Origin of the sequence: Streptomyces misionensis, assembly GCF_900104815.1 — a bacterium.
Lineage (GTDB): Bacteria > Actinomycetota > Actinomycetes > Streptomycetales > Streptomycetaceae > Streptomyces > Streptomyces misionensis.
The window spans coordinates 5,659,378-5,678,835 of record NZ_FNTD01000004.1 but is presented as its reverse complement, the minus strand read 5'-3'; the positions used below and the strand labels follow the sequence as shown (position 1 = coordinate 5,678,835).

18 protein-coding genes are annotated in these 19,458 nt (G+C 72.7%); 11 read left to right on the top strand and 7 right to left on the bottom strand.

Annotation, left to right across the window (positions count from 1 at the left end; genetic code table 11):
- The first annotated feature begins 15 nt into the window (after positions 1 to 15).
- Genes BLW85_RS27665 through BLW85_RS27650 form a run of 4 tightly spaced genes read left to right on the top strand, consistent with a single transcriptional unit; the run spans position 16 to position 4,134 of the window.
- Positions 16 to 996, top strand: a complete 981-nt coding sequence (locus tag BLW85_RS27665; RefSeq protein WP_074993533.1) for a GNAT family N-acetyltransferase — start codon at positions 16 to 18, stop codon at positions 994 to 996.
- Positions 993 to 2,318, top strand: a complete 1,326-nt coding sequence (locus BLW85_RS27660) for an ABC transporter substrate-binding protein (protein ID WP_239697705.1) — start codon at positions 993 to 995, stop codon at positions 2,316 to 2,318. Before BLW85_RS27665 ends, BLW85_RS27660 begins: the two co-directional genes overlap by 4 nt.
- Positions 2,312 to 3,265, top strand: coding sequence for a carbohydrate ABC transporter permease (locus BLW85_RS27655; protein ID WP_070022255.1), 954 nt, complete (start codon positions 2,312 to 2,314; stop codon positions 3,263 to 3,265). Before BLW85_RS27660 ends, BLW85_RS27655 begins: the two co-directional genes overlap by 7 nt.
- On the top strand, positions 3,262 to 4,134 hold the full coding sequence (locus BLW85_RS27650) for a carbohydrate ABC transporter permease (RefSeq protein ID WP_239697704.1): 873 nt from the start codon (positions 3,262 to 3,264) through the stop codon (positions 4,132 to 4,134). Before BLW85_RS27655 ends, BLW85_RS27650 begins: the two co-directional genes overlap by 4 nt.
- On the opposite strand, the gene BLW85_RS27645 is transcribed toward BLW85_RS27650, so the two are convergent.
- Both BLW85_RS27645 and BLW85_RS27640 read right to left on the bottom strand, forming a co-directional pair.
- Positions 4,127 to 4,591 carry a hypothetical protein gene (locus BLW85_RS27645; protein ID WP_074993531.1) on the bottom strand — a complete coding sequence of 155 codons (465 nt, stop codon included), beginning with the start codon at positions 4,589 to 4,591 and terminating at the stop codon, positions 4,127 to 4,129. The two genes, BLW85_RS27650 and BLW85_RS27645, sit on opposite strands and share 8 nt — an antisense overlap.
- Positions 4,592 to 4,670: 79 nt before the next feature.
- Positions 4,671 to 6,098 carry an MFS transporter gene (locus BLW85_RS27640; RefSeq protein WP_079172436.1) on the bottom strand — a complete coding sequence of 476 codons (1,428 nt, stop codon included), beginning with the start codon at positions 6,096 to 6,098 and terminating at the stop codon, positions 4,671 to 4,673.
- 199 nt (positions 6,099 to 6,297) lie between these two features.
- Here BLW85_RS27640 and BLW85_RS27635 point away from each other — a divergent pair, with 199 nt between their 5' ends.
- On the top strand, positions 6,298 to 7,206 hold the full coding sequence (locus BLW85_RS27635) for a helix-turn-helix domain-containing protein (protein WP_070022260.1): 909 nt from the start codon (positions 6,298 to 6,300) through the stop codon (positions 7,204 to 7,206).
- Here BLW85_RS27635 and BLW85_RS27630 read toward each other — a convergent pair.
- A complete protein-coding gene (locus BLW85_RS27630; RefSeq protein ID WP_074993526.1) occupies positions 7,148 to 8,338 on the bottom strand; it encodes a polyamine ABC transporter substrate-binding protein in 1,191 nt (396 codons plus the stop codon). The genes BLW85_RS27635 and BLW85_RS27630 overlap by 59 nt on opposite strands.
- A 232-nt stretch (positions 8,339 to 8,570) precedes the next feature.
- On the bottom strand, positions 8,571 to 10,010 hold the full coding sequence (locus BLW85_RS27625; RefSeq protein ID WP_070022262.1) for a gamma-aminobutyraldehyde dehydrogenase: 1,440 nt from the start codon (positions 10,008 to 10,010) through the stop codon (positions 8,571 to 8,573).
- A gap of 204 nt (positions 10,011 to 10,214) precedes the next feature.
- Here BLW85_RS27625 and BLW85_RS27620 point away from each other — a divergent pair, with 204 nt between their 5' ends.
- The 6 genes from BLW85_RS27620 (at position 10,215) to BLW85_RS27595 (ending at position 15,948) form a co-directional block, all read left to right on the top strand.
- Positions 10,215 to 10,733, top strand: coding sequence for an Lrp/AsnC family transcriptional regulator (locus BLW85_RS27620; protein ID WP_070022263.1), 519 nt, complete (start codon positions 10,215 to 10,217; stop codon positions 10,731 to 10,733).
- A 2-nt stretch (positions 10,734 to 10,735) separates the two neighbouring features.
- Entirely contained in the window at positions 10,736 to 12,100 is a 1,365-nt protein-coding gene (locus tag BLW85_RS27615; RefSeq protein WP_074993523.1) for an aspartate aminotransferase family protein, read from the top strand.
- Between the two features lie 190 nt (positions 12,101 to 12,290).
- On the top strand, positions 12,291 to 13,031 hold the full coding sequence (locus BLW85_RS27610; protein ID WP_070022265.1) for an ABC transporter ATP-binding protein: 741 nt from the start codon (positions 12,291 to 12,293) through the stop codon (positions 13,029 to 13,031).
- On the top strand, positions 13,013 to 14,299 hold the full coding sequence (locus BLW85_RS27605; RefSeq protein WP_074993521.1) for a hypothetical protein: 1,287 nt from the start codon (positions 13,013 to 13,015) through the stop codon (positions 14,297 to 14,299). Before BLW85_RS27610 ends, BLW85_RS27605 begins: the two co-directional genes overlap by 19 nt.
- A 96-nt stretch (positions 14,300 to 14,395) precedes the next feature.
- A complete protein-coding gene (locus tag BLW85_RS27600) occupies positions 14,396 to 14,803 on the top strand; it encodes a VOC family protein (protein ID WP_070022267.1) in 408 nt (135 codons plus the stop codon).
- A 20-nt stretch (positions 14,804 to 14,823) separates the two neighbouring features.
- A complete protein-coding gene (locus BLW85_RS27595; RefSeq protein WP_074993518.1) occupies positions 14,824 to 15,948 on the top strand; it encodes an LOG family protein in 1,125 nt (374 codons plus the stop codon).
- A 52-nt stretch (positions 15,949 to 16,000) separates the two neighbouring features.
- Here BLW85_RS27595 and BLW85_RS27590 read toward each other — a convergent pair whose 3' ends face one another.
- Genes BLW85_RS27590 through BLW85_RS27580 form a run of 3 tightly spaced genes read right to left on the bottom strand, consistent with a single transcriptional unit; the run spans position 16,001 to position 19,443 of the window.
- Complete coding sequence (locus BLW85_RS27590) at positions 16,001 to 16,798, bottom strand: maleylpyruvate isomerase family mycothiol-dependent enzyme (protein WP_074993515.1); 798 nt, start codon at positions 16,796 to 16,798, stop codon at positions 16,001 to 16,003.
- Positions 16,799 to 16,822: 24 nt separating this feature from the next.
- Positions 16,823 to 17,842 (bottom strand): ABC transporter ATP-binding protein, encoded by a 1,020-nt coding sequence (locus BLW85_RS27585; protein WP_107409195.1) that lies wholly within the window; start codon positions 17,840 to 17,842, stop codon positions 16,823 to 16,825.
- The gene (locus tag BLW85_RS27580) at positions 17,842 to 19,443 is read right to left on the bottom strand and encodes an ABC transporter permease (protein WP_074996228.1); all 1,602 of its coding nucleotides are present in this window, start codon (positions 19,441 to 19,443) and stop codon (positions 17,842 to 17,844) included. Before BLW85_RS27580 ends, BLW85_RS27585 begins: the two co-directional genes overlap by 1 nt.
- Between the last annotated feature and the right edge of the window lie 15 nt (positions 19,444 to 19,458).

Below are 19,458 nucleotides of genomic sequence, written 5' to 3'. Positions count from 1 at the left end.
GAGGACGACCCGCCGATGACATCAACTCCGCTCGCGGACACCGTGGTCCGCGGGTTCCGGGCCGGTGACGGACCTTCGCTGACCGAGGTCTGGAACCGGAGCGCGCCGGCCGACCCGATCAGCCCGGAGCGCTTGCGTTCGCTCGTGCTGCTGGACGCCAACTTCGACCCCGAGGGCCTGCGGGTCGCGGTGGCCGGGGACGGGAGCATCGCGGGCGCGGCCTACGCGGTGCGCCGGCTGACCCCGCTGTACGGCACCGACGCGGAACCGCGGCAGGGCTGGGTCCCGTTCTTCTTCGTCGATCCGGCCGCGCGCGGACAGGGCCTCGGCCGGCTGCTGCTGACCGAGGCCCTCGACTGGCTGCGCGCGCACGGCCGCACCAGGGTGGACTTCTCCTCCTACACCCCGAACTACCTGCTGCCCGGCCTGGACGCCGAGACGTACCCGGAGGCGGCGAAGCTCCTCGACTCGCTGGGCTTCCGGACGCTGTACGAGGCGGCGGCGATGGACCGCTCCCTGGTCGGCTACCGGCTGCCCGCGGCCGTCGCCCGGCGCCGGGACGAACTGGTCGCGCGGGGCTACCGGTTCGAAACGCCGGCCGACGACGACCTGGTGGAGCTGATCGCCCTGGCCCGCGACCACTTCACGCCCGACTGGGCGCGCGCGATCCGCGAGAGTCTGCTCTCGGGCACGCCGCCGGAGCGGATCGTGGTCGCCCGGGAGCCCGTGGGGCGTCTCGTCGGCTGGGCGATGCACGGCGCGTACGAGTCGGCGCCGGAGCGGTTCGGGCCGTTCGGGGTGCTGGCGCCGATGCGCGGCACCGGGCTGGGCAAGGTGCTGCTGCACCTGGTCCTCGGCCGCATGCGGGCGCACGGGGCGCACGGCGCGTGGTTCCTGTGGACCGGCGAACGGTCCCCGGCGGGCCATCTGTACCGTGCGGCCGGCTTCACCACGACCCGGGTGTTCCGGGTGCTGCGCCGGGAGACGGACCGGTGACGCGGCCCGGGCGCGGCCTGAGCCGGCGGCACTTCGCGCTCGCGCTGCCCTCCGCCCTGCTCACCGCGGGCTGCGCCGGCCGGCACCAGGGCACCGGCCGTCCCGGGGACCCGATCGTCCTCACCCTGCTCTCCCACTACTCCAGCGGGGTGCTCCGCAAGGCACTCCAGGACCCGGTCGACGAGTGGAACGCCACCCACGACCGGGTCAAGGTGCGCACCGAGGCGGTGGAGTTCACCGATCTGCTGACCACCTTCATGGTCCGGCAGGCGGCCGGTCAGGGCGCCGACATCGTCCAGCCGTACTGCCTGTGGACCGGCCAGCTGGTGCGGGCCGGTGTGCTGCGGCCCGCCCCGCCCGAACACGCCGAGGAGATCAGGCGCGGCTACCGCGCGGCCGCGGTCGGCGGCGCCTCGGTGGCGGGCCGCGTCTACGGCTACCCCACCGAGGTGCAGACGTACGCCCTCTACTACAACTCCCGGCTGCTGCGCGCTTCCGGCATCGCGGAACCTCCCCGCACCTGGCCCGAGTTGGAGGAGGCGGCGGCCCGCACCATGCGACGGGACCGGTACGGCAACACCCTGGTCCAGGGGTTCGGACTGTCCGTGTACGACGACTCCACCACCGTCGGCCAGACCCTCGCCCTGCTGAACGCGGCCGGCGGCGGCTTCGTCACGCCGGACGGCGGCCGCACCGCCCTCGACTCGCCGGCCGGGCGCGCGGTGTTCGAGCTGGAGCACCGGCTGGTCTCCAGCGGTGCGAGCGCCCCCGGCGTCAATGTCTACCAGGCGTTCCCGTCCGGGCAGGTGGCCATGGTGATCAGCGCGGGCTGGTGGACGGGGAGCCTGAGGCCGCTGATGGGCGCGGACTACCGCGACGTCGGTGTCGCGCCCGTGCCGGTCCCCGCGGCGGGCGACCGGCACGCCACCCTCTCCACCGGCTTCCTCCTCGGGGTCAACACCGCCTGCCGCCACCCTGAAGCCGCCTGGGAGTTCCTGCGCTGGCTCAACGCCGGCCGGACCCGGGTGCGGGGCGGTGCGACCGTGACCCGGATGAGCGCCCTGCAAGCGGCGGTCGGCTCGCTCACCGGCCGCGCCGACGACATGCGGGCCCTGCTGGGCAGGGGCGGCGATCCGAACACGCGCCCGTTCCTGGACGCGCTGGCCTACGCGGTGCCGGAGCCGAACGGGCCGGGCGCGCAGCAGGCCAAGACGCTGCTGCGCACGAACATCGAGGCGTTGTGGACCGGTCAGCAGTCGGTCGGCCGGGCTCTGCGCACCATCCGCCGCCAGGTCGATCAGGAGGTGGCGCGCCCATGGTGAACACCCTGGCACCGCGGACGGCCGGACCGGCCACGCGCCGCCCGCCACCCGCCGGCGCCGGACGGGACCGGGCGCGGCGCCGCCAGACCGCCGTCGCCTACCTCTTCCTGGCCCCGACGCTGCTGTTCTTCGCGGTCTTCCTGGTCCTGCCGCTCGGCTTCGCGCTGCTGCTGTCGACGTCCCGCTGGGCCGGGTTCGCCCTGTCGGACATCCGCCCGGTGGGACCGGCCAACTTCACCGGTCTGTTCGCGGACGGCTCGACCTTCCTCGCGCCGATCCTGACCAACACCCTGCTGTTCGCCCTGGGCACGGTGGCGCTCGCGCTCGCCGGGTCGGTCATCGTCGCCACCTGCATCGACAGGCTGCGGCTCCAGGGGCTGTGGCGCACGCTGTACTTCCTGCCGATGGTCACGACCGTCGTCGCCGTCGGCAATGTGTGGAAGTACATGTACGAGCCGGGCGGCCTGGTCAACGGCGTCCGCAACGCGCTCGGCCTGGGCTCGGTCGCGTTCCTCCAGGACCCGCACACCGCGCTGCCCGCGGTGGTGGTCGTCCAGGCGTGGGCGTCGGCCGGTTCGGCGGTCCTCGTGCTGACGGCGGGGCTGAAGTCCGTCCCGGTGACGTACTACGAGGCCGCCGCGCTGGACGGCGCCGGAGCGGTCACCGTCTTCTGGCGGATCACCCTGCCGCTGCTGCGGCCGTCGCTGCTGTTCGTCTGCGTCACCCAGTTCCTCACCGGGCTCCAGTCGTTCGCGCTGATCACGGTGATGACCAAGGGCGGCCCCGGGGACGCGACCGCGGTGGCCGCGCTGGAGATGTACCGGCAGGCGTTCTCGTACGGCGACTGGGGCACGGCGAGTGCGGCGGCGTTCGTGCTGTTCGTCGTGGTCCTGCTGATCACCCTGGTGCAGCTGTGGCTGTTCCGGCGCAGGGGGGAGGACGCGTGAGCCGGCGCCGCCGCTTCCCGCTGCTGTCGTATCTGCTGGTGGTGTCCGGTGCCGTGCTGATGGTGGTGCCGTTCCTCGACATGGTGATGACGTCGTTCAAGGGGCCGGGCGAGTCCGGCAGACTGCCGTACCGCTTCCTGCCCGAGGCGTTCGGCCTCGCCAACTACCGGGCGGCGCTCGGCCAGTTGAATCTGCCGCTGCTGTTCCGCAACAGCGTCACCGTGACGGCGCTGATCACCGCCTCGGTGCTGCTCACGTCCTCGCTGGCCGGCTACGCGCTGGCCAAGCTGCGCTTCCCGGGCCGGGACCTGGTCTTCCGGCTGGTCCTCACGACGATGATGTTCCCGCCGTTCCTCTTCTTCATCCCGCACTTCCTGATCCTGGCGCACTGGCCGCTGGCGGGCGGCAACGACCTGTTCGGGCGCGGCGGCGCGGGGCTGACCGTCAGCATCGTGGCGCTCGCGATGCCGTTCCTCGTCAACGGCTTCGGGATCTTCCTGACACGCCAGTTCGTGATCGCGATCCCGGACGAGGTCCTGGAGGCCGCGCGGCTCGACGGGGCGGGCGAGTTCACCCTGTGGTGGCGGATCGTCCTCCCCCAGACCAAGCCGGTCCTGGTCACCCTCGCCCTGCTGACCTTCGTGGACGCCTGGAACGAGTACATCTGGGCCCTGCTGATCTCCACCGCCGACCCGGACGTGATGACCCTGCCGGTGGGCATCCAGCTCCTCCAGGACCACGTCGACCCCACCCGCACCATGCCTGTCGTCATGGCCGCGCTGGTGCTCAGCGTCCTCCCGGTCCTCGTCCTCTTCCTGCTGCTCCAGAAGCACTACGTCCGGGGCGTGATGCTCAGCGGCCTCAAGTGAGGGCGGGGGCGCACCAGACCGCCTCCAGGTCGTCGCAGCGAACGGTGATCGACGCGTCGGTGAGCGCGATCTCGTGCGCGCAGCCGCCGTCCCCGTCCGGGAGGATCTCGTCGAGCAGTACGGTGTCGACCCGCATCCAGTCGAGGGCGCGGTGGTGGTCGATGGAGAAGTGCCGCACGCCCGAGTAGCGGATGCGCAGGCCCTCGTCGTGCTTCCACCGGTTGGGCGCGAACTCCAGCACCAGCACGCCGCTCTTGTCGGTGGCCGGCCGGATCGCGGCCAGCTCCAGGTCCTTCACGCAGCGGGTGGCGGCCGGGATGTCGTAGTGGCCGGGCGCGCGGGCGAAGGCGCGGGCGCCCGGCGGCAACCGGGCGCCGAGGCGCGGGAGTTCGTCCAGGTAGGCGCGCGGGTCGAGGAAGAAGCCGTGGTCCTGCCAGACGGCCGTGACGTACTTCATCGGCAACCTTCCGGGGTGCGAGGCGGTCGTTCCCGATTGTCCCCGGTGACGCCCTCGGCGATCGCCTGCCCCGGGACGCTCAGTCCGACGTGCGGTCGGCGAGGAAGGCGGCGGCGATCAGGGCCGCGGTGAGGACCAGGGCCGTGTTGGCGGCGACGGCGGTACGGATGCCGGGGAGGATGCCGGAGGCCCCCGTGGCGATCGCGCTCATGACCGGGGTGCCCATGGTGATGCCGATCTGCTGGCTCATGGTGGCCAGTCCGGTGGCCATGCCCTGTTCCCGGTCGGGCAGACCGCTCGTGGCGGTGACCATGAAGCCGACGATCAGCATCATGTTGCCGACGCCGCCGACGAACGTCGCGGGCAGCAGCAGGGCGAGACTCTGCGTGCCGGTGCCCAGGGCGAGCAGGGCGGCGGTCGCGGCGGCTTGGACGAGGGCGCCGCTGATCAGGGTCGTACGTGTGCCGGCGCGGGCGATCACGCGGGGCGCGACGGTGCCGCCCAGGACCGTGCCCAGCCCCAGCACACCGAAGGACAGGCCGGCGGCCAGCGGCGAGAAGCCGAGGACCCGCTGGAGGTAGAGGGTCATCAGGAAGACCAGGGAGGTCTCGGTGACGAAGGCGAGGACACCGGCGATGTTGCCCCAGGCGACGGTGCGCCGGCGCAGCACCCGGACCGGGACGAGGGGCGCTGACGCTCCCCGTTCGACGAGGTAGAAGGCGATCAGCAGCACGACGCCGGCGGCCAGGACGAGCAGCGCCGCGGGGTCGCCCCAGCCGTGTTCGCCGGCCCGGGTGAAGCCGAGCACGACGGCGAGCAGCCCGAGGGTGACCGTCAGCGCGCCGGGCAGGTCCAGCCGGGGCCGGACCTCGGGCCGGGACTCGGCCAGGACCATGGGGGCGATCACCAGGACGGCCGCGGCGACGGGCACGTTGATGAAGAACGACCACCGCCAGGACAGCAGATCGGTGAGCACCCCGCCGAGGACGGCGCCGGTGGTGAAACCGGCCGACATCAGCGCCCCGTTGAGCCCGAGCGCCTTCTGCCGCAGCGGTCCCTCGGGGAAGGCCGTGGTCAGCAGGGACAGCCCGGCCGGGGTGACGGCCGCGGTGGCCAGGCCCTGGAACACCCGGGCCACGACGAGGACTTCGGGGCCGGTCGCCAGCCCCCCGGCCAGCGAGGCCAGCCCCAGCACGACCAGGCCGCCCAGGAACAGCCGGCGCCGCCCGAACAGGTCCGCGACCCGCCCGAACAGCAGGGTGAACCCGGCCGCGGACAACGCGAACGCGGTCGCGATCCACTGGAGGCCGGCCAGCGAGAAGCCCAGCCCCCGCCCGATCACCGGGAGGGCCACGTTCAGGATCGAGAAGTCCACCGCCAGCATGAACTGCGCGACCAGCAGCACCACCAGCGTCAGCCGCATCCGCGACGTCAGCCGCCCAGGCCCCGGATCTCCCGGGCCGTCCGGCAGCACCGACCGTTCCACCACACCATCGACGACAGACATGGGATTCCCTCCGACAGGCCACGACGGCTTCGACGGAAGGAATCCTGCGACCGTGCGCGCCCCCTACCCAGCCCCCAAAGAGGAGTGGTCACACGCTGGGTGGTCACGGCATGACCACCCTGCGCGGGAAGCGCCCGGCCACCGCCGCCGTTGCACACTGGGCACGCCGCACGTCACCGGACTCACTGGAAGGCACCGCATGCCCGACTTCTCCGAGTTGAGCGACTTCCTGCGCAGCCGCCGCGCCGCCCTGACCCCCGAGGAGATCGGACTGCCGCAGCTGGCGGAGCGCCGCCGGGTCCCCGGGCTGCGCCGCGAGGAGGTGGCACTGGCGGCCGGTCTGAGCGTCACCCACTACACCCGGCTCGAACAGGGCCGCGCCCGGCAGGTCTCCGACTCCGTCCTCGACGCGATCGCCCGCACCCTGCGCCTGACCCCGGACGAGTACGGCCACCTGATGGACCTCGCCCGACCGGAACCGGCCGCCTCCCGCCGTCCCCCGGCACCCCGGGCCGCCCGCGCCGACCAGGGCATCCGCCGGCTCATCGACAGCTTCACGGACACCCCCGCCCTCGTCCTGGACCGGCGCAACGACGTCCTCGCCTGGAACGCCATGGGCCGTCTCCTGCTGGCGTCGCACCTGGACCTCGACGCCCCGGACCACCCCGCGCGGCGCCCCAACCTCACCCGGCTGCTGTTCCTGGACGAACGCACCCGGGCGCTCTACCCGCGCTGGCAGGAGGAGGCCCAACTCGCCGTGGCGTCACTGCGGCTGGTCGCCGGCCGCCACCCGCAGGACAAGCAGCTCGCCGAACTCGTCGGCGAACTGACCGTCAACAGTGAGGAGTTCGCCCGGCGCTGGGCCAAGCACCCGGTGCGCACCTGCGTCGCCGGCACCAAGGAACTCGACCATCCCCTGGTGGGCTCCCTGGAGTTGTCCTTCCAGAGCCTGCTGGTGCCCGGCCCGTCCGACCAGCGCGTGATCGCCTACACGGCCCGCGCCGGTTCCAGTTCGGAGGCGGGCCTGCGGCTGCTGGCCGCCACCCTGCTCACAGACCCACGATCTTGTTCCACCGGCGAGCGAAGTCCACGCGTTCCGCAGAGGTGATGTCGCGGGCGATGGCGAGGCGGGAGCGCATGGTCTCGTCGGGGAAGATCAGGGGGTTGTCGGCGAGGGCGGCGGTGTCCTTGTCCGGGTCGGCGGCGAGGACCTCCTTGGCGGCCGGGACCGGGCAGACGTAGTTGACCCAGGCGGCCAGCTCGGCGGCGACCTCGGGCTGGTAGTAGTAGTCGATCAGCCGCTCGGCGCTGGCCTTGTGCCGGGCCCGGTTGGGGATCATCAGGGAGTCCGACCACAGCTCGGCGCCCTCCTCGGGGACGACGAAGCGGATGTCGGGGTTGTCCGCCTGGAGCTGGATGACGTCGCCCGAGTACGCCTGGCAGGCCAGGACGTCGCCGCTGACCAGGTCCTTGGTGTAGTCGTTGCCGGTGAAGCGGCGTATCTGGCCGCGGCCGACCTGCCGTTGCACCTCGTCGCAGACCTCGTGGAAGTCGTCCGCGGTCCACCGGGTGATGTCCACGCCGTTGCCCTGCATCAGCAGCGCGAAGGACTCGTCCAGCCCGGAGAGGAGGGTGACCCGGCCCTTGAGGTCGCTCGCCCACAGGTCCTTGACGCTGCGGATCTCGCGGCCGAGCTTCTTGTGGTTGTAGGCGATGCCGGTGATGCCCGACTGCCACGGCACGGTGAACCTGCGGCCCTCGTCGAAGGCGGGCGAGCGCAGCAGCGGGTCGAGGTGCCCGGCCACGTTCGGCTGGTGGGCCCGGTCCATCTCCTGCACCCAGCCCAGCCGGACGAACCGCGCGCACATCCAGTCGCTGATGACGATCAGATCGCGGCCGGTCGACTGGTGGTTCATCAGCGCGGGGCTGATCTTGCCGAAGAACTCGTCGTTGTCGTTGATCTCCTCGACGTACTCCACCCGGATCCCGGCGCGCTTCTCGAAGGCCTCCAGGGTGGGCCTGCGGTTCGGGTCCTTGTCGTCGGTGTCGATGTACAGCGGCCAGTTCGCCCAGGTCAGCCGGTGGTCGGTGGCTGAGGCGTCGGTCACCGAGCGGTCGCCGGGGCGGACGTAGGCGGCGGGTACCCCGCAGCCCGCCAGGGCGCCGAGCGCGGCGGTGCCGCCGAGCGCCTGCAGCAGGGAACGGCGGGAGAGGGAGGTACGAGAGGAAGTCTGGGGCACCCCGGAAGGATGCCGTCCCCGTGTCCGGGCGCACAATCGACGCTGCGTCGAGCCGGACCGGCCCTGCCCGACACGTTGTCGATCAACCGGGAAACGGCGCGGCCCCTGCGGGCAGGCTCACCGCCTGCCCGCAGGGGCCGCATCGTTCAACGCCTCGGCGAACCGGGGGACTTGGTGCGCGGCCGACCGCCGCGCACCCGTGGCCGGGGACCGGCCGGACCCCGGCGGGACGTCACGCGTCCAGCGACGTCATCACGTGCTTGATCCGGGTGTAGTCCTCGAAGCCGTACGCCGAGAGGTCCTTGCCGTAGCCGGACTTCTTGAACCCGCCGTGCGGCATCTCCGCGACCAGCGGGATGTGCGTGTTGATCCACACGCAGCCGAAGTCCAGCTTCTTGGACATGCGCATCGCGCGCCCGTGGTCCTTGGTCCACACCGAGGACGCGAGGGCGTACTCGACGCCGTTGGCGTACTCGACGGCCTGGTCCTCGTCCGTGAAGGACTGGACGGTGATGACCGGTCCGAAGACCTCCTTCTGGATGATCTCGTCGTCCTGCTTGAGGCCGGAGACCACGGTCGGCGCGAAGAAGTAGCCCTTGTCGCCGACCCGCTTGCCGCCGGCCTGGACGCGGGCGTGGGCGGGCAGCCGCTCGATGAAGCCCTCGACCTGCTTGAGCTGGTTGGCGTTGTTCAGCGGGCCGTAGAGCACGTCCTCGTCGTCGGGCTGGCCGGTCTTGGTGTCCTCGGCCGCCTTGGCGAGCGCGGTCACGAACTCGTCGTGGATCGACTCGTGGACGAGGACGCGGCAGGCCGCCGTGCAGTCCTGGCCGGCGTTGAAGAAGCCCGCCATCGAGATGTCCTCGACGGCCTTGGCGATGTCGGTGTCCTCGAAGACGACGACCGGGGCCTTGCCGCCCAGCTCCAGGTGGACCCGCTTGAGGTCCTTGGAGGCGGACTCGGCGACGGACATGCCGGCGCGCACCGAGCCGGTGATGGAGGCCATCGCCGGGATGTCGTGCTCGACCATCATGCGGCCGGTGTCGCGGTCGCCGCAGATGACGTTGAAGACGCCCTTGGGCAGCACCGAGCCGATGATCTCGGCGATCAGCACCGTGGAGGCGGGGGTGGTGTCCGAGGGCTTGAGGACGACCGTGTTGCCCGCGGCGAGCGCCGGGGCGAACTTCCACACGGCCATCATCATCGGGTAGTTCCACGGCGCGACCTGGGCGCAGACGCCGATCGGCTCGCGGCGGATGATCGAGGTCAACCCCTCCATGTACTCGCCGGCCGAACGGCCCTCCAGCATCCGCGCCGCACCGGCGAAGAAGCGGATCTGGTCGACCATCGGCGGGATCTCCTCGGAGCGGGTGAGCCCGATGGGCTTGCCCGTGTTCTCCACCTCGGCCGCGATCAGCTCCTCGGCGCGCTCCTCGAAGGCGTCCGCGATCTTCAGCAGGGCCTTCTGACGCTCGGCGGGCGTGAGGTCACGCCAGGCCGGGAAGGCGCGGTCGGCGGCCGCCATGGCCGCGTCCACGTCCGCCTGTCCGGACAGCGGCGCGGTCGCGTACGCCTCGCCCGTCGCGGGGTTGACCACCTCGGTGGTCCGTCCGTCGGCGGCGTCCCGGAACTCACCGTCGATGTAGTTGCGCAGACGACGCAGCTCGGTGCTCACTGCCGGCCTCCTGATCTGGTTCGAGGGTTCGAGCTGACCAGCCCGGACAACCGCGAGGCTGTCCAAACGCTGAGACACCCCACCCTAGTCGGCGCCCCCACGTTTTCAACACCCCCGACGCACCCACTTCTGCGAAATCCGCAAGCTTTCATCTCTCAAACAACGGATTTCATCGATCGGGGCTTGCGAAACTGACGAGACCTCGTGCAGAGTGACCACGTGGCCAGTCGAAGCGCAGACCAGAGGGACTCGTCCCGCGAGTCCAGGAACGGCACTCCCCAGCTGGATGCCGTCTCCCTCGCCATCATTCAGCAGCTCCAGGAGGACGGCCGCCGGCCGTACGCCGCGATCGGCAAGGCCGTCGGTCTGTCGGAGGCGGCCGTGCGCCAGCGCGTCCAGAAGCTGCTGGACCAGGGCGTGATGCAGATCGTCGCCGTCACGGACCCGCTCACCGTGGGCTTCCGCCGGCAGGCCATGGTCGGCATCCACGTCGAGGGCGATGTCGAGTCGATCGCCGACACGCTGACTGACATGTCGGAAGTCGAGTACGTGGTGATGACCGCGGGCTCGTTCGACATCCTCGCCGAGATCGTCTGCGAGGACGACGACCACCTGCTGGACGTCATCAACAAACGCATCCGGGCGCTGCCCGGCGTGCGCTCCACCGAAAGCTTCGTATACATGAAGCTGAAGAAGCAGACCTACATGTGGGGAACCCGATAACCGTGACCCAGAAGGACCTCAGCCGCACCGCGTACGACCACCTGTGGATGCACTTCACCCGCATGTCCTCGTACGAGAACTCTCCCGTCCCGACCATCGTCCGGGGCGAGGGCACCTACGTATTCGACGACAAGGGCAAGCGCTACCTCGACGGTCTCGCGGGCCTGTTCGTGGTCCAGGCCGGGCACGGCCGCACGGAGCTCGCCGAGACCGCGTTCAAGCAGGCCCAGGAGCTGGCCTTCTTCCCGGTGTGGTCGTACGCCCACCCGAAGGCCGTCGAGCTCGCCGAGCGCCTCGCGGACTACGCCCCGGGCGACCTGAACAAGGTCTTCTTCACCACCGGCGGCGGCGAGGCGGTCGAGACCGCCTGGAAGCTGGCCAAGCAGTACTTCAAGCTGACCGGCAAGCCCACCAAGCACAAGGTCATCTCCCGCGCGGTCGCCTACCACGGCACCCCGCAGGGCGCCCTGTCCATCACCGGCCTGCCGGCCCTGAAGGCCCCCTTCGAGCCGCTGGTGCCGGGCGCGCACAAGGTGCCGAACACCAACATCTACCGCGCGCCGATCTTCGGTGACGACCCGGAGGCCTTCGGCCGCTGGGCCGCCGACCAGATCGAGCAGCAGATCCTCTTCGAGGGCCCGGACACCGTCGCCGCGGTCTTCCTGGAGCCCGTGCAGAACGCCGGCGGCTGCTTCCCGCCGCCGCCCGGCTACTTCCAGCGCGTGCGCGAGATCTGCGACCAGTACGACGTGCTGCTCGTCTCGGACGAGGTCATCTGCGCCTTCGGCCGCCTGGGCACGATGTTCGCGTGCGACAAGTTCGGCTACGTCCCGGACATGATCACCTGCGCCAAGGGCATGACCTCGGGCTACTCCCCGATCGGCGCCTGCATCGTCTCCGACCGCCTGGCCGAGCCGTTCTACAAGGGCGACAACACCTTCCTGCACGGCTACACGTTCGGCGGCCACCCGGTCTCCGCGGCCGTCGGCCTCGCCAACCTCGACCTGTTCGAGCGCGAGGGCCTCAACCAGCACGTGCTGGACAACGAGGGCAACTTCCTCCAGACGCTCCAGAAGCTGCACGACCTGCCGATCGTCGGCGACGTCCGCGGCAACGGCTTCTTCTACGGCATCGAGCTGGTGAAGGACAAGGCCACCAAGGAGTCCTTCAACGACGAGGAGACCGAGCGCGTCCTGTACGGCTTCCTCTCCAAGGCGCTGTTCGACAACGGCCTGTACTGCCGCGCCGACGACCGTGGCGACCCGGTCATCCAGCTCGCCCCGCCGCTGATCTCCAACCAGGAGACCTTCGACGAGATCGAGCAGATCCTGCGCGCGACCCTCACCGAGGCGTGGACCAAGCTGTAATCAGCTGACGGTGTGACCGCGACCGGCCCCGGAGCCGTCCGTTCGAGTGAGAACGGCGGCCCGGGGCCGTGTGCTGTCCGGCCACCGTGCGGCGGCTGCCTAGCGTTCCAGTGACCGATCGGCCCTGCCTTCGTTCCCCCGTACGGGGGAACAGGCACGGGAAAACGGATCAGAACCGAGGTGTACGCCCATGGAGGCTCCGCCGGACAACGACGTGCTCTGGGCACGCTCCCTGCACTTCACGCACCCCGACGGCTCCCCCGGACTCGCCGGGGTCTCGCTCGCCGTGCGGGAGGGCGAGATCCTCGCCGTCAGCGGCCCCCGCGGCAGCGGCAAGACGACCCTGCTGCGCTGTCTGTCCGGGCTGGTGCCGGTCCGCGAGGGCGAGGTGTGGTTCAACAGCACCCCCCTGCACACCCTCGGCCCCGCGTCCCGCGAGCGGCTGCGCCGGGACCGCTTCTGCTGGATCGGCCCCGAGCCGGGCCTGGTGCCCGAGCTGAACGCCTGGGAGAACGCCGCGCTGCCGCTGATGCTGCGCGGCACCAGCCGCCGCCGGGCCAAGACCACCGCGCTGGAGTGGCTGGAGCGGCTGGACGTCGGCGAGATCGCCCGCAAGCGCCCGCACCGGCTGCGGCAGGCCGAACGCCAGCGGGTGTCGATCGCCCGCGCCCTGGCCCCGGCGCCCACGGTGCTGTTCGCCGACGAGCCGACCGCCCCGCTGCACCGCGCCGACCGGGGCCATGTGCTGCGCACCCTGACCAGCGCCGCCCGCTCGCACGGCATCACCGTGGTCCTCGCCACCCACGACCCCGAGACGGCCGCGCTCGCCGACCGCACGGTGAACCTGCTGGACGGGCGGCCGGTGCGGACCGTACACCTGCCGGAGGTCCCCGACGCGGAAGGCCGGGCCGCGTGCTCGATCTCCGTCTGACCCGAGCGGCCCGCCCCGCCGTCCAGCTGCGCCGCCTGCTGGTGGCGGCGGCCTCGGCGGGCACCGGGTTCCTGCTGCTGTCCTGCCTCGGCTACGCCCTGCGCCACCCCGGCGCGGCGGGCGCGGGGGCGCTGCGGCTGGCCTGGTGCGCGGTGCCGGTCGCCGCCACGGTCTACCTCGCGCTGGCGGTCGCCCGCACCGACCCCGGCACCCGGCCGCGCCCCGGCCTGTCCGCCCTCGGTCTCGGCCCGGCCCGGCTGATGGCGATCTCCTGTCTGGCCACGGCCCTCGCCACCGCCCTCGGCTCCGCGGCGGCCCTCCTGCTCTTCCTGCGCCTGCGCGGCGATCTGCCGGGCATGCGGTCCGCCGGTGCGAGGGCCGCGTTCCTGGCGGCCGGCGAGCCCCTGCCGCTGCCCGCCGTCCTGACCCTGCTGGCGGTCGTACCGGTGGTGGCCACGGCGGCGGTCGCGGTGGTCCTGCGGCCCAGGGACCCGCGGCCGGTGCGCCGGCCGCAGCGCAGGTACCTGCCGTTCGGCCGGTCCGGGGCGCCGCCGGTGCGCGCCGGTGCCACCGTGCCGGCGCCGGGCCCCGCGGAGGGCGCCTCCCCGGCACCGGCCGACCAGACCGGCCCCGAACCCGTGCCGTCCCCCACCCTGGCCGAGAAGGCCGTCCTGCCCGGCCTGCCCTGGGCCGTCGCCCTGCTCGCCGCCGGCCTCACCGCCCAGGCGTACGCCGGCCGCACTCCCCCCGCGCACGCCCCGACCATCGCCACGCTCCCCGGCGAGGCCGTAACGGTCCTGCTCGGCTGGGTCCTCACCGCCGTGGGCCTCGTGCTGGCCGCCCCCGGCCTCACCCACCTGTGCGGCCGCCTCCTCCAGTGCGCCCGCCCCGGCGCGCTCCGGCTGCTCGCGGGACGCGTCCTGATGGCGGAGGCCACCAGGATCGGCCGTCCCCTCGGCGTGGTGTGCGCGGTGGCCGCCGCCGGCTACGCGACGACCACCCTGTACCACGCCCCCGCCCGGGACTTCGGCCCGCTGAGCGCCCTCGGCGCGCTGGTCGTCGCCGGCTGCGCCGTCGCCACCCTGCTGACCTCGGCGGTGGAGGCGCGCCAGGGCCGGGCCGAGACGACGGACGCCCTGCTCCGCCTCGGCGCGCCCAGCACGGTGCTGCGCGGCGCCGCCGCCCTGCGCGCGTTCGCCCTGCTGGTCCTGTTCACCCCGCTCACCCTGGCGATCGCCGTGCTGGCGGCCTTTCCGCTGACCCACTGAGAAGCCGCGGGAAAAAGTCTCCCGAGCACCGATGAGTTCCGTCGCGGCCGGGTGTCTACCCCTGCGAATCGAACAACGTGCGACCCGGGAGACGGCATGTCCCAGCAGATGATCTTCGTGAACCTGCCCGTGAACGACCTCGACGCCTCGAAGAAGTTCTTCACCGGGCTGGGCTACACGATCAACGCGCAGTTCAGCAACGAGAACGCCGCCTCGGTCGTGATCAGCGACACCATCGTCGCGATGCTGCTCACCCGGCCGTTCTACGCGACCTTCACCAAGAAGGAGATCGCCGACGCCACGACCACCAGCGAGGTGCTGATCTGTCTGAGCGCCGAGAGCCGCGAGAAGGTCGACGAGCTGGTCGGCAAGGCGCTCGCGGCGGGCGGCACGGAGAGCGGCCCCACCCAGGACCAGGGCTTCATGTACGGCCGTGCCTTCGACGACCTCGACGGCCACACCTGGGAGATCATGTGGATGGACCCGGCCGCGATCGAGGGCTGAGCCGCTCCTAGCATGGGCGGGTGCACCCGACACCCGCCCCTCCGCCCCGCGCCGCCCGCGGCCGTGAGATCGCCTCGCTCGCCGCGTTCGACCGGGTGGCCGCCGAGCGCGGCTCGCTCGCCGGATGCCGCGTCCAGGCCGTGGACCTGACCGACCGTACGAGCGCCCTGCTGCGCCTCGACACCGCGGACGCCGTCTTCCTGGGCTGCCCGATGGCGCCGGAGGCCGCCGCCCGGGTCCGCGCGGCCGGCGCCCTGGTCTTCCCGCCCGTACCCGGCCTGCCCTTCGACCCGTACCGGGGCCGCCCGTACACGCCGGAGGAGCTGTTCGCGTCGCTGGAGGAGGGGTACGAGGCGACGCCGGACGCGCGGGCCCACGCCTGGTCCCGGCGGACGACGGGGGACGGTGACGTCTTCGCCTCGATGCTCCGCGCGATCCACGACGACGCGGTCTCCGACGCGCTGGACGAGATCCTCGACGGCTGCCGGGTGGTCGGGGTGATGGGCGGCCACGCGACGGAGCGGGGCTCGGTCGAGTACGCCGGTGCCGCGCGCCTCGGCCGGTCGCTGGCCCGCGCCGGGTTCACGGTCGCCACCGGCGGCGGTCCCGGCGCGATGGAGGCGGCGAACCTGGGCGCCTACGCGGCCCCGTTCGCAGACTCCATGCTGGAGGAGGCGCTGGTGCTGCTCGCCAAGGCGCCCTCGTTCCGGCCGTCGGTGACCGAGTGGGCGCGGGCGGCCTTCGCGGTCCGCTCCCGCTGGCCCGGCGGCGGCACCTCGGTGGGCATTCCGACCTGGTTCTACGGCCACGAGCCGCCGAACCCCTTCGCCGCGCACATCGCCAAGTACTTCGCCAACGCCACCCGGGAGGACGGCCTGCTGGCCCGCTCCACCGCCGGGGTGGTCTTCCTGCCGGGCGCCGCCGGGACCGTGCAGGAGATCTTCGACAACGCGACGCCGAACTACTACGAGTCGCACGGCGAGCCGAGGCCGATGGTGCTGGTGGACCGGGACCACTGGACGCGGGAGCTGCCGGCCTGGCCGCTGCTGCGCTCCCTCGCCGCGGGGCGGGCGCTGGAGTCCCGGATCGCCCTCGTGGACGGCATCGACGAGGCATCCGACGCGCTCGTGCGGCTGAGGGGGTGACCGCCGGGCCCGCCTCCGGAAGACCGGAGCGGGCCCGTCGTCGTACGCCGGCTCAGCCGAAGCTGGCCTGCTCCAGCCAGCGGTCCAGCACCTCGCGCTCGCCCAGGACCTCCAGGCCGGGCGAGTCCAGCGGCAGCCTGCGGTAGAAGGCGAGCAGCACGGACGTCAGCGGGCCGCGCAGGGCGACCGTCGCCTTCTCGTGGCCGCGCCGCCAGTACACGCCCTCGTCGCCGACCTCGACCAGCCACTCGGCGTGCAGCGCCGGGTCGGCGTCGGTGGCGTGCAGGTGGATGCTGCGGGCCGGTCCGCGCAGCCCCGTGGCCCACTCGCGCGCCCCGGTGCGCTGCGCCCACTCCACCAGCTCCAGCCACTCGTCCAGCGCGTCGGCGGCGATCTCGGGCGCGACCTCGTAGGGCACCCCGACGGTGAGCGCGGCGTCCGCGCGGTGGATGGTGATCTCATGGGCCATCCGGCGGGCCCAGAATCCGCTGGTGTTCACGCCGGTCCAGGTCCACACCTTGGTCTCGGGGCCCGCCTCGCGCAGCGCGCCGACGACCAGTTCCCCGGTCTCCGCCAGCCAGGCGTCCAGCGCCGCCGGGTCGCCCTGCGCCTCGGGACCGCCGCCGAGCGGGACCTGGTCGGGCGGGACCATCTCCTGGGCCTGCGTCCGCACCATCGTGCCCGCCCAGCGCAGCGCGCCGCCCATGTGCCGCACCAGCTGTTCCAACGACCAGTCCGGACAGGTCGGCACGCGGGCCGCCAGATCGGCGCCGGAGGCGACCAGTTCCCTCAACTGGCTTACCTGATGGGCGATTTCGTCACAGTAGCGTTCGTGTGCGAGATACGTCATGGGCTCACCCTAGGCGGCGGACCCTCACCCCAGCACGACGATTTCGGCCGCGTCGAACTCCGCGCCCACCACGTCACCGGCCGCCGGAGCGTCCCGCAGCGCGCAGGCCGCCTCCAGGCGCGGGCCGCCGCCTTCGGGCTGGAGGTGCACGGCCACATGGGTGCCCTTGAAGGTGCGGGCGGTCACCGTGCAGGGCAGCCCGGCGTCGGCCGCGGCCAGCCGTACCCCGGCGGGCCGCACCAGCAGCGACCGGCTGCCCTGCGGCGCGCCCTCGGGCACCGGCAGCTTGCCCCAGGGGCTGTCGGCGACGGTCCCGGCGACGGTCGCCTCCGTCACGTTCTCGAAGCCGAGGAAGCCGGCCACGAACGCGTCGGCGGGCCGCTGCCAGACCTCCAGGGGCGTACCGGACTGCGCGACGCGCCCGTCGCGCATCACCACCACCCGGTCGGCCAGCGCGAACGCCTCGCCCTGGTCATGGGTGACGGCCAGCACGGTCGTACCCAACCGGCCGAAGAGTTCCCGCAGTTCGACGACCAGCCGTTCCCGGAGCGAGCGGTCGAGCTGGCCGAGGGGCTCGTCCAGCATCAGCAGCCGGGGCCGGGGGGCGAGCGCGCGGGCGAGGGCGACGCGCTGCTGTTCACCGCCGGACAGCCCCGCCACCGCCCGCCGGGCCGCCCCGGGCAGCCCGACCAGTTCCAGCAACTCCCCGACGCGGCCGTCCCGTTCGCCCTTCGCCGCGCCCTGCATGCGCAACCCGAAGGCCACGTTGGCGCCGACGTCCCGCTGCGGGAAGAGCTGGTGGTCCTGGAACATCAGGCCCACGCCCCGCCGGTGCGCCGGCACCCCGCCCTGGTCGCGCCCGGCGAGCGACACCCGCCCGGCGTCCAGGGGCTGCAACCCCGCCACCACCCGCAGCAGGGTGGACTTGCCGCTGCCGCTGGGTCCGAGCACGCACACCACCTCGTGCTCGGCGACCTCCAGGTCCACCGCGTCCAGCACGGCCCGACCGCCGAAGCGCACGGTCGCGCCCTGGAGACTCAGCATCAGAACTCCCCCGTCCGGTCGGTGCGCAGCCGCTCCAGGATGAGCAGGGCGGCGGCGCACACCACCATCAGAATGGTCGAAAGGGCCATTGCCTGGCCGTAGTTGAGGTCACCCGGGCGGCTGAGCAGCCGGGCCACGGCGACCGGCAGGGTCGGGTTGTCGGGCCGGGCGATGAACACGGTCGCCCCGAACTCGCCGAGCGAGACGGCGAACGCGAACCCGGCCGCGACCAGCAACGCCCGCCGCACCAGCGGCAGATCGACCTCCCGCCACACCTGCCAGGGCGAGGCGCCGAGCACGGCCGCCGCCTCCCGCAGGCGCGCGTCCACCGCGCGCAGCACCGGCAGCATGGTGCGCACGACGAAGGGGGCGCCGACCAGGGCCTGGGCGAGCGGCACCAGGATCCAGGACTGGCGCAGGTCCAGCGGCGGCTTGTCGAGGGCGATCAGGAAACCGAAGCCGACGGTCACGGCGGAGACGCCGAGCGGCAGCATCAGCAGCGCGTCGAAGCCCCGCACCAGCCGGCCGGCGTCCCGGCGGGCCAGCGCCGCGGCGGCGAGGGCGCCGACGACCACGGCGATGGCGGTGGCGGCGACGGCGTACTGGAGCGAGGTCCACACCGCGTGCACCGGCGCCACCAGGAACGTACCGCCGTCGGTGCGGGTCAGTGCCCGGTAGTAGCCGAAGCCGGGGGCGTCCAGGGAGCGCCGGACCAGCACGGTGAGCGGCAGCACCAGGAGCAGCGCGATGGTGAGGAGGACGCCGGCGAGCAGCGCCCGCTGTCCGGCGCCGCGCGGCCGGCGGGCGGTCACCTTGGGGTCGACCAGGCGCAGTGCGGTCTCGCGGCGCCGTACCGTCCAGGCGTGCACGGCGAGGATCGCGCCGACCGCGGCGAACTGGACGAGGGTGAGGACGGCGGCCGTGGACAGGTCGAAGACCTCGGAGGTCTGCCGGTAGATCTCCACTTCGAGGGTGGAGAAGGCGGGGCCGCCGAGGATCTGGACCACGCCGAAGGAGGTGAAGGTGAACAGGAAGACCATCAGCGCTGCGGCGGCCACCGCGGGCGCGAGGGCGGGGAGCGTCACCTGGCGCCACGCCCGCAGAGGTGAGGCGCCGAGCATCCGCGCGGCCTCCTCCTGCCGGGGGTCGAGCTGCGCCCAGAGCCCGCCCACGGTCCGTACGACCACCGCGTAGTTGAAGAAGACGTGCGCGAGCAGGATCGCCCACACCGTGGTGTCCAGCCGTACGCCCCACAGGTGGTCGAGCAGCCCGCCGTGGCCGACCAGCGCCAGGAAGGCGCTGCCGGCGACCACGGTGGGCAGCACGAACGGGACGGTGACGACGGCCCGCAGCACCTGCTTGCCGGGGAAGTCGAGGCGGGCGAAGACGAACGCGGCGGGCAGCGCGAGCAGCAGGGTGAGCGCGGTGGAGGCGAGCGCCTGCCAGCAGGTGAACCAGAGCACGTGCCGGATGTCCGGCTGGGCGACCACGTCCGCGATCCGCCCGAACCGCCAGCCGCCGTCGGTCCTCAGCCCGCGCGCCACGATCGCGGCGACGGGCCAGGCGAAGAACACGGCGAAGAACGCGACGGGCAGGGCCAGCAGCCCCAGCCGCGC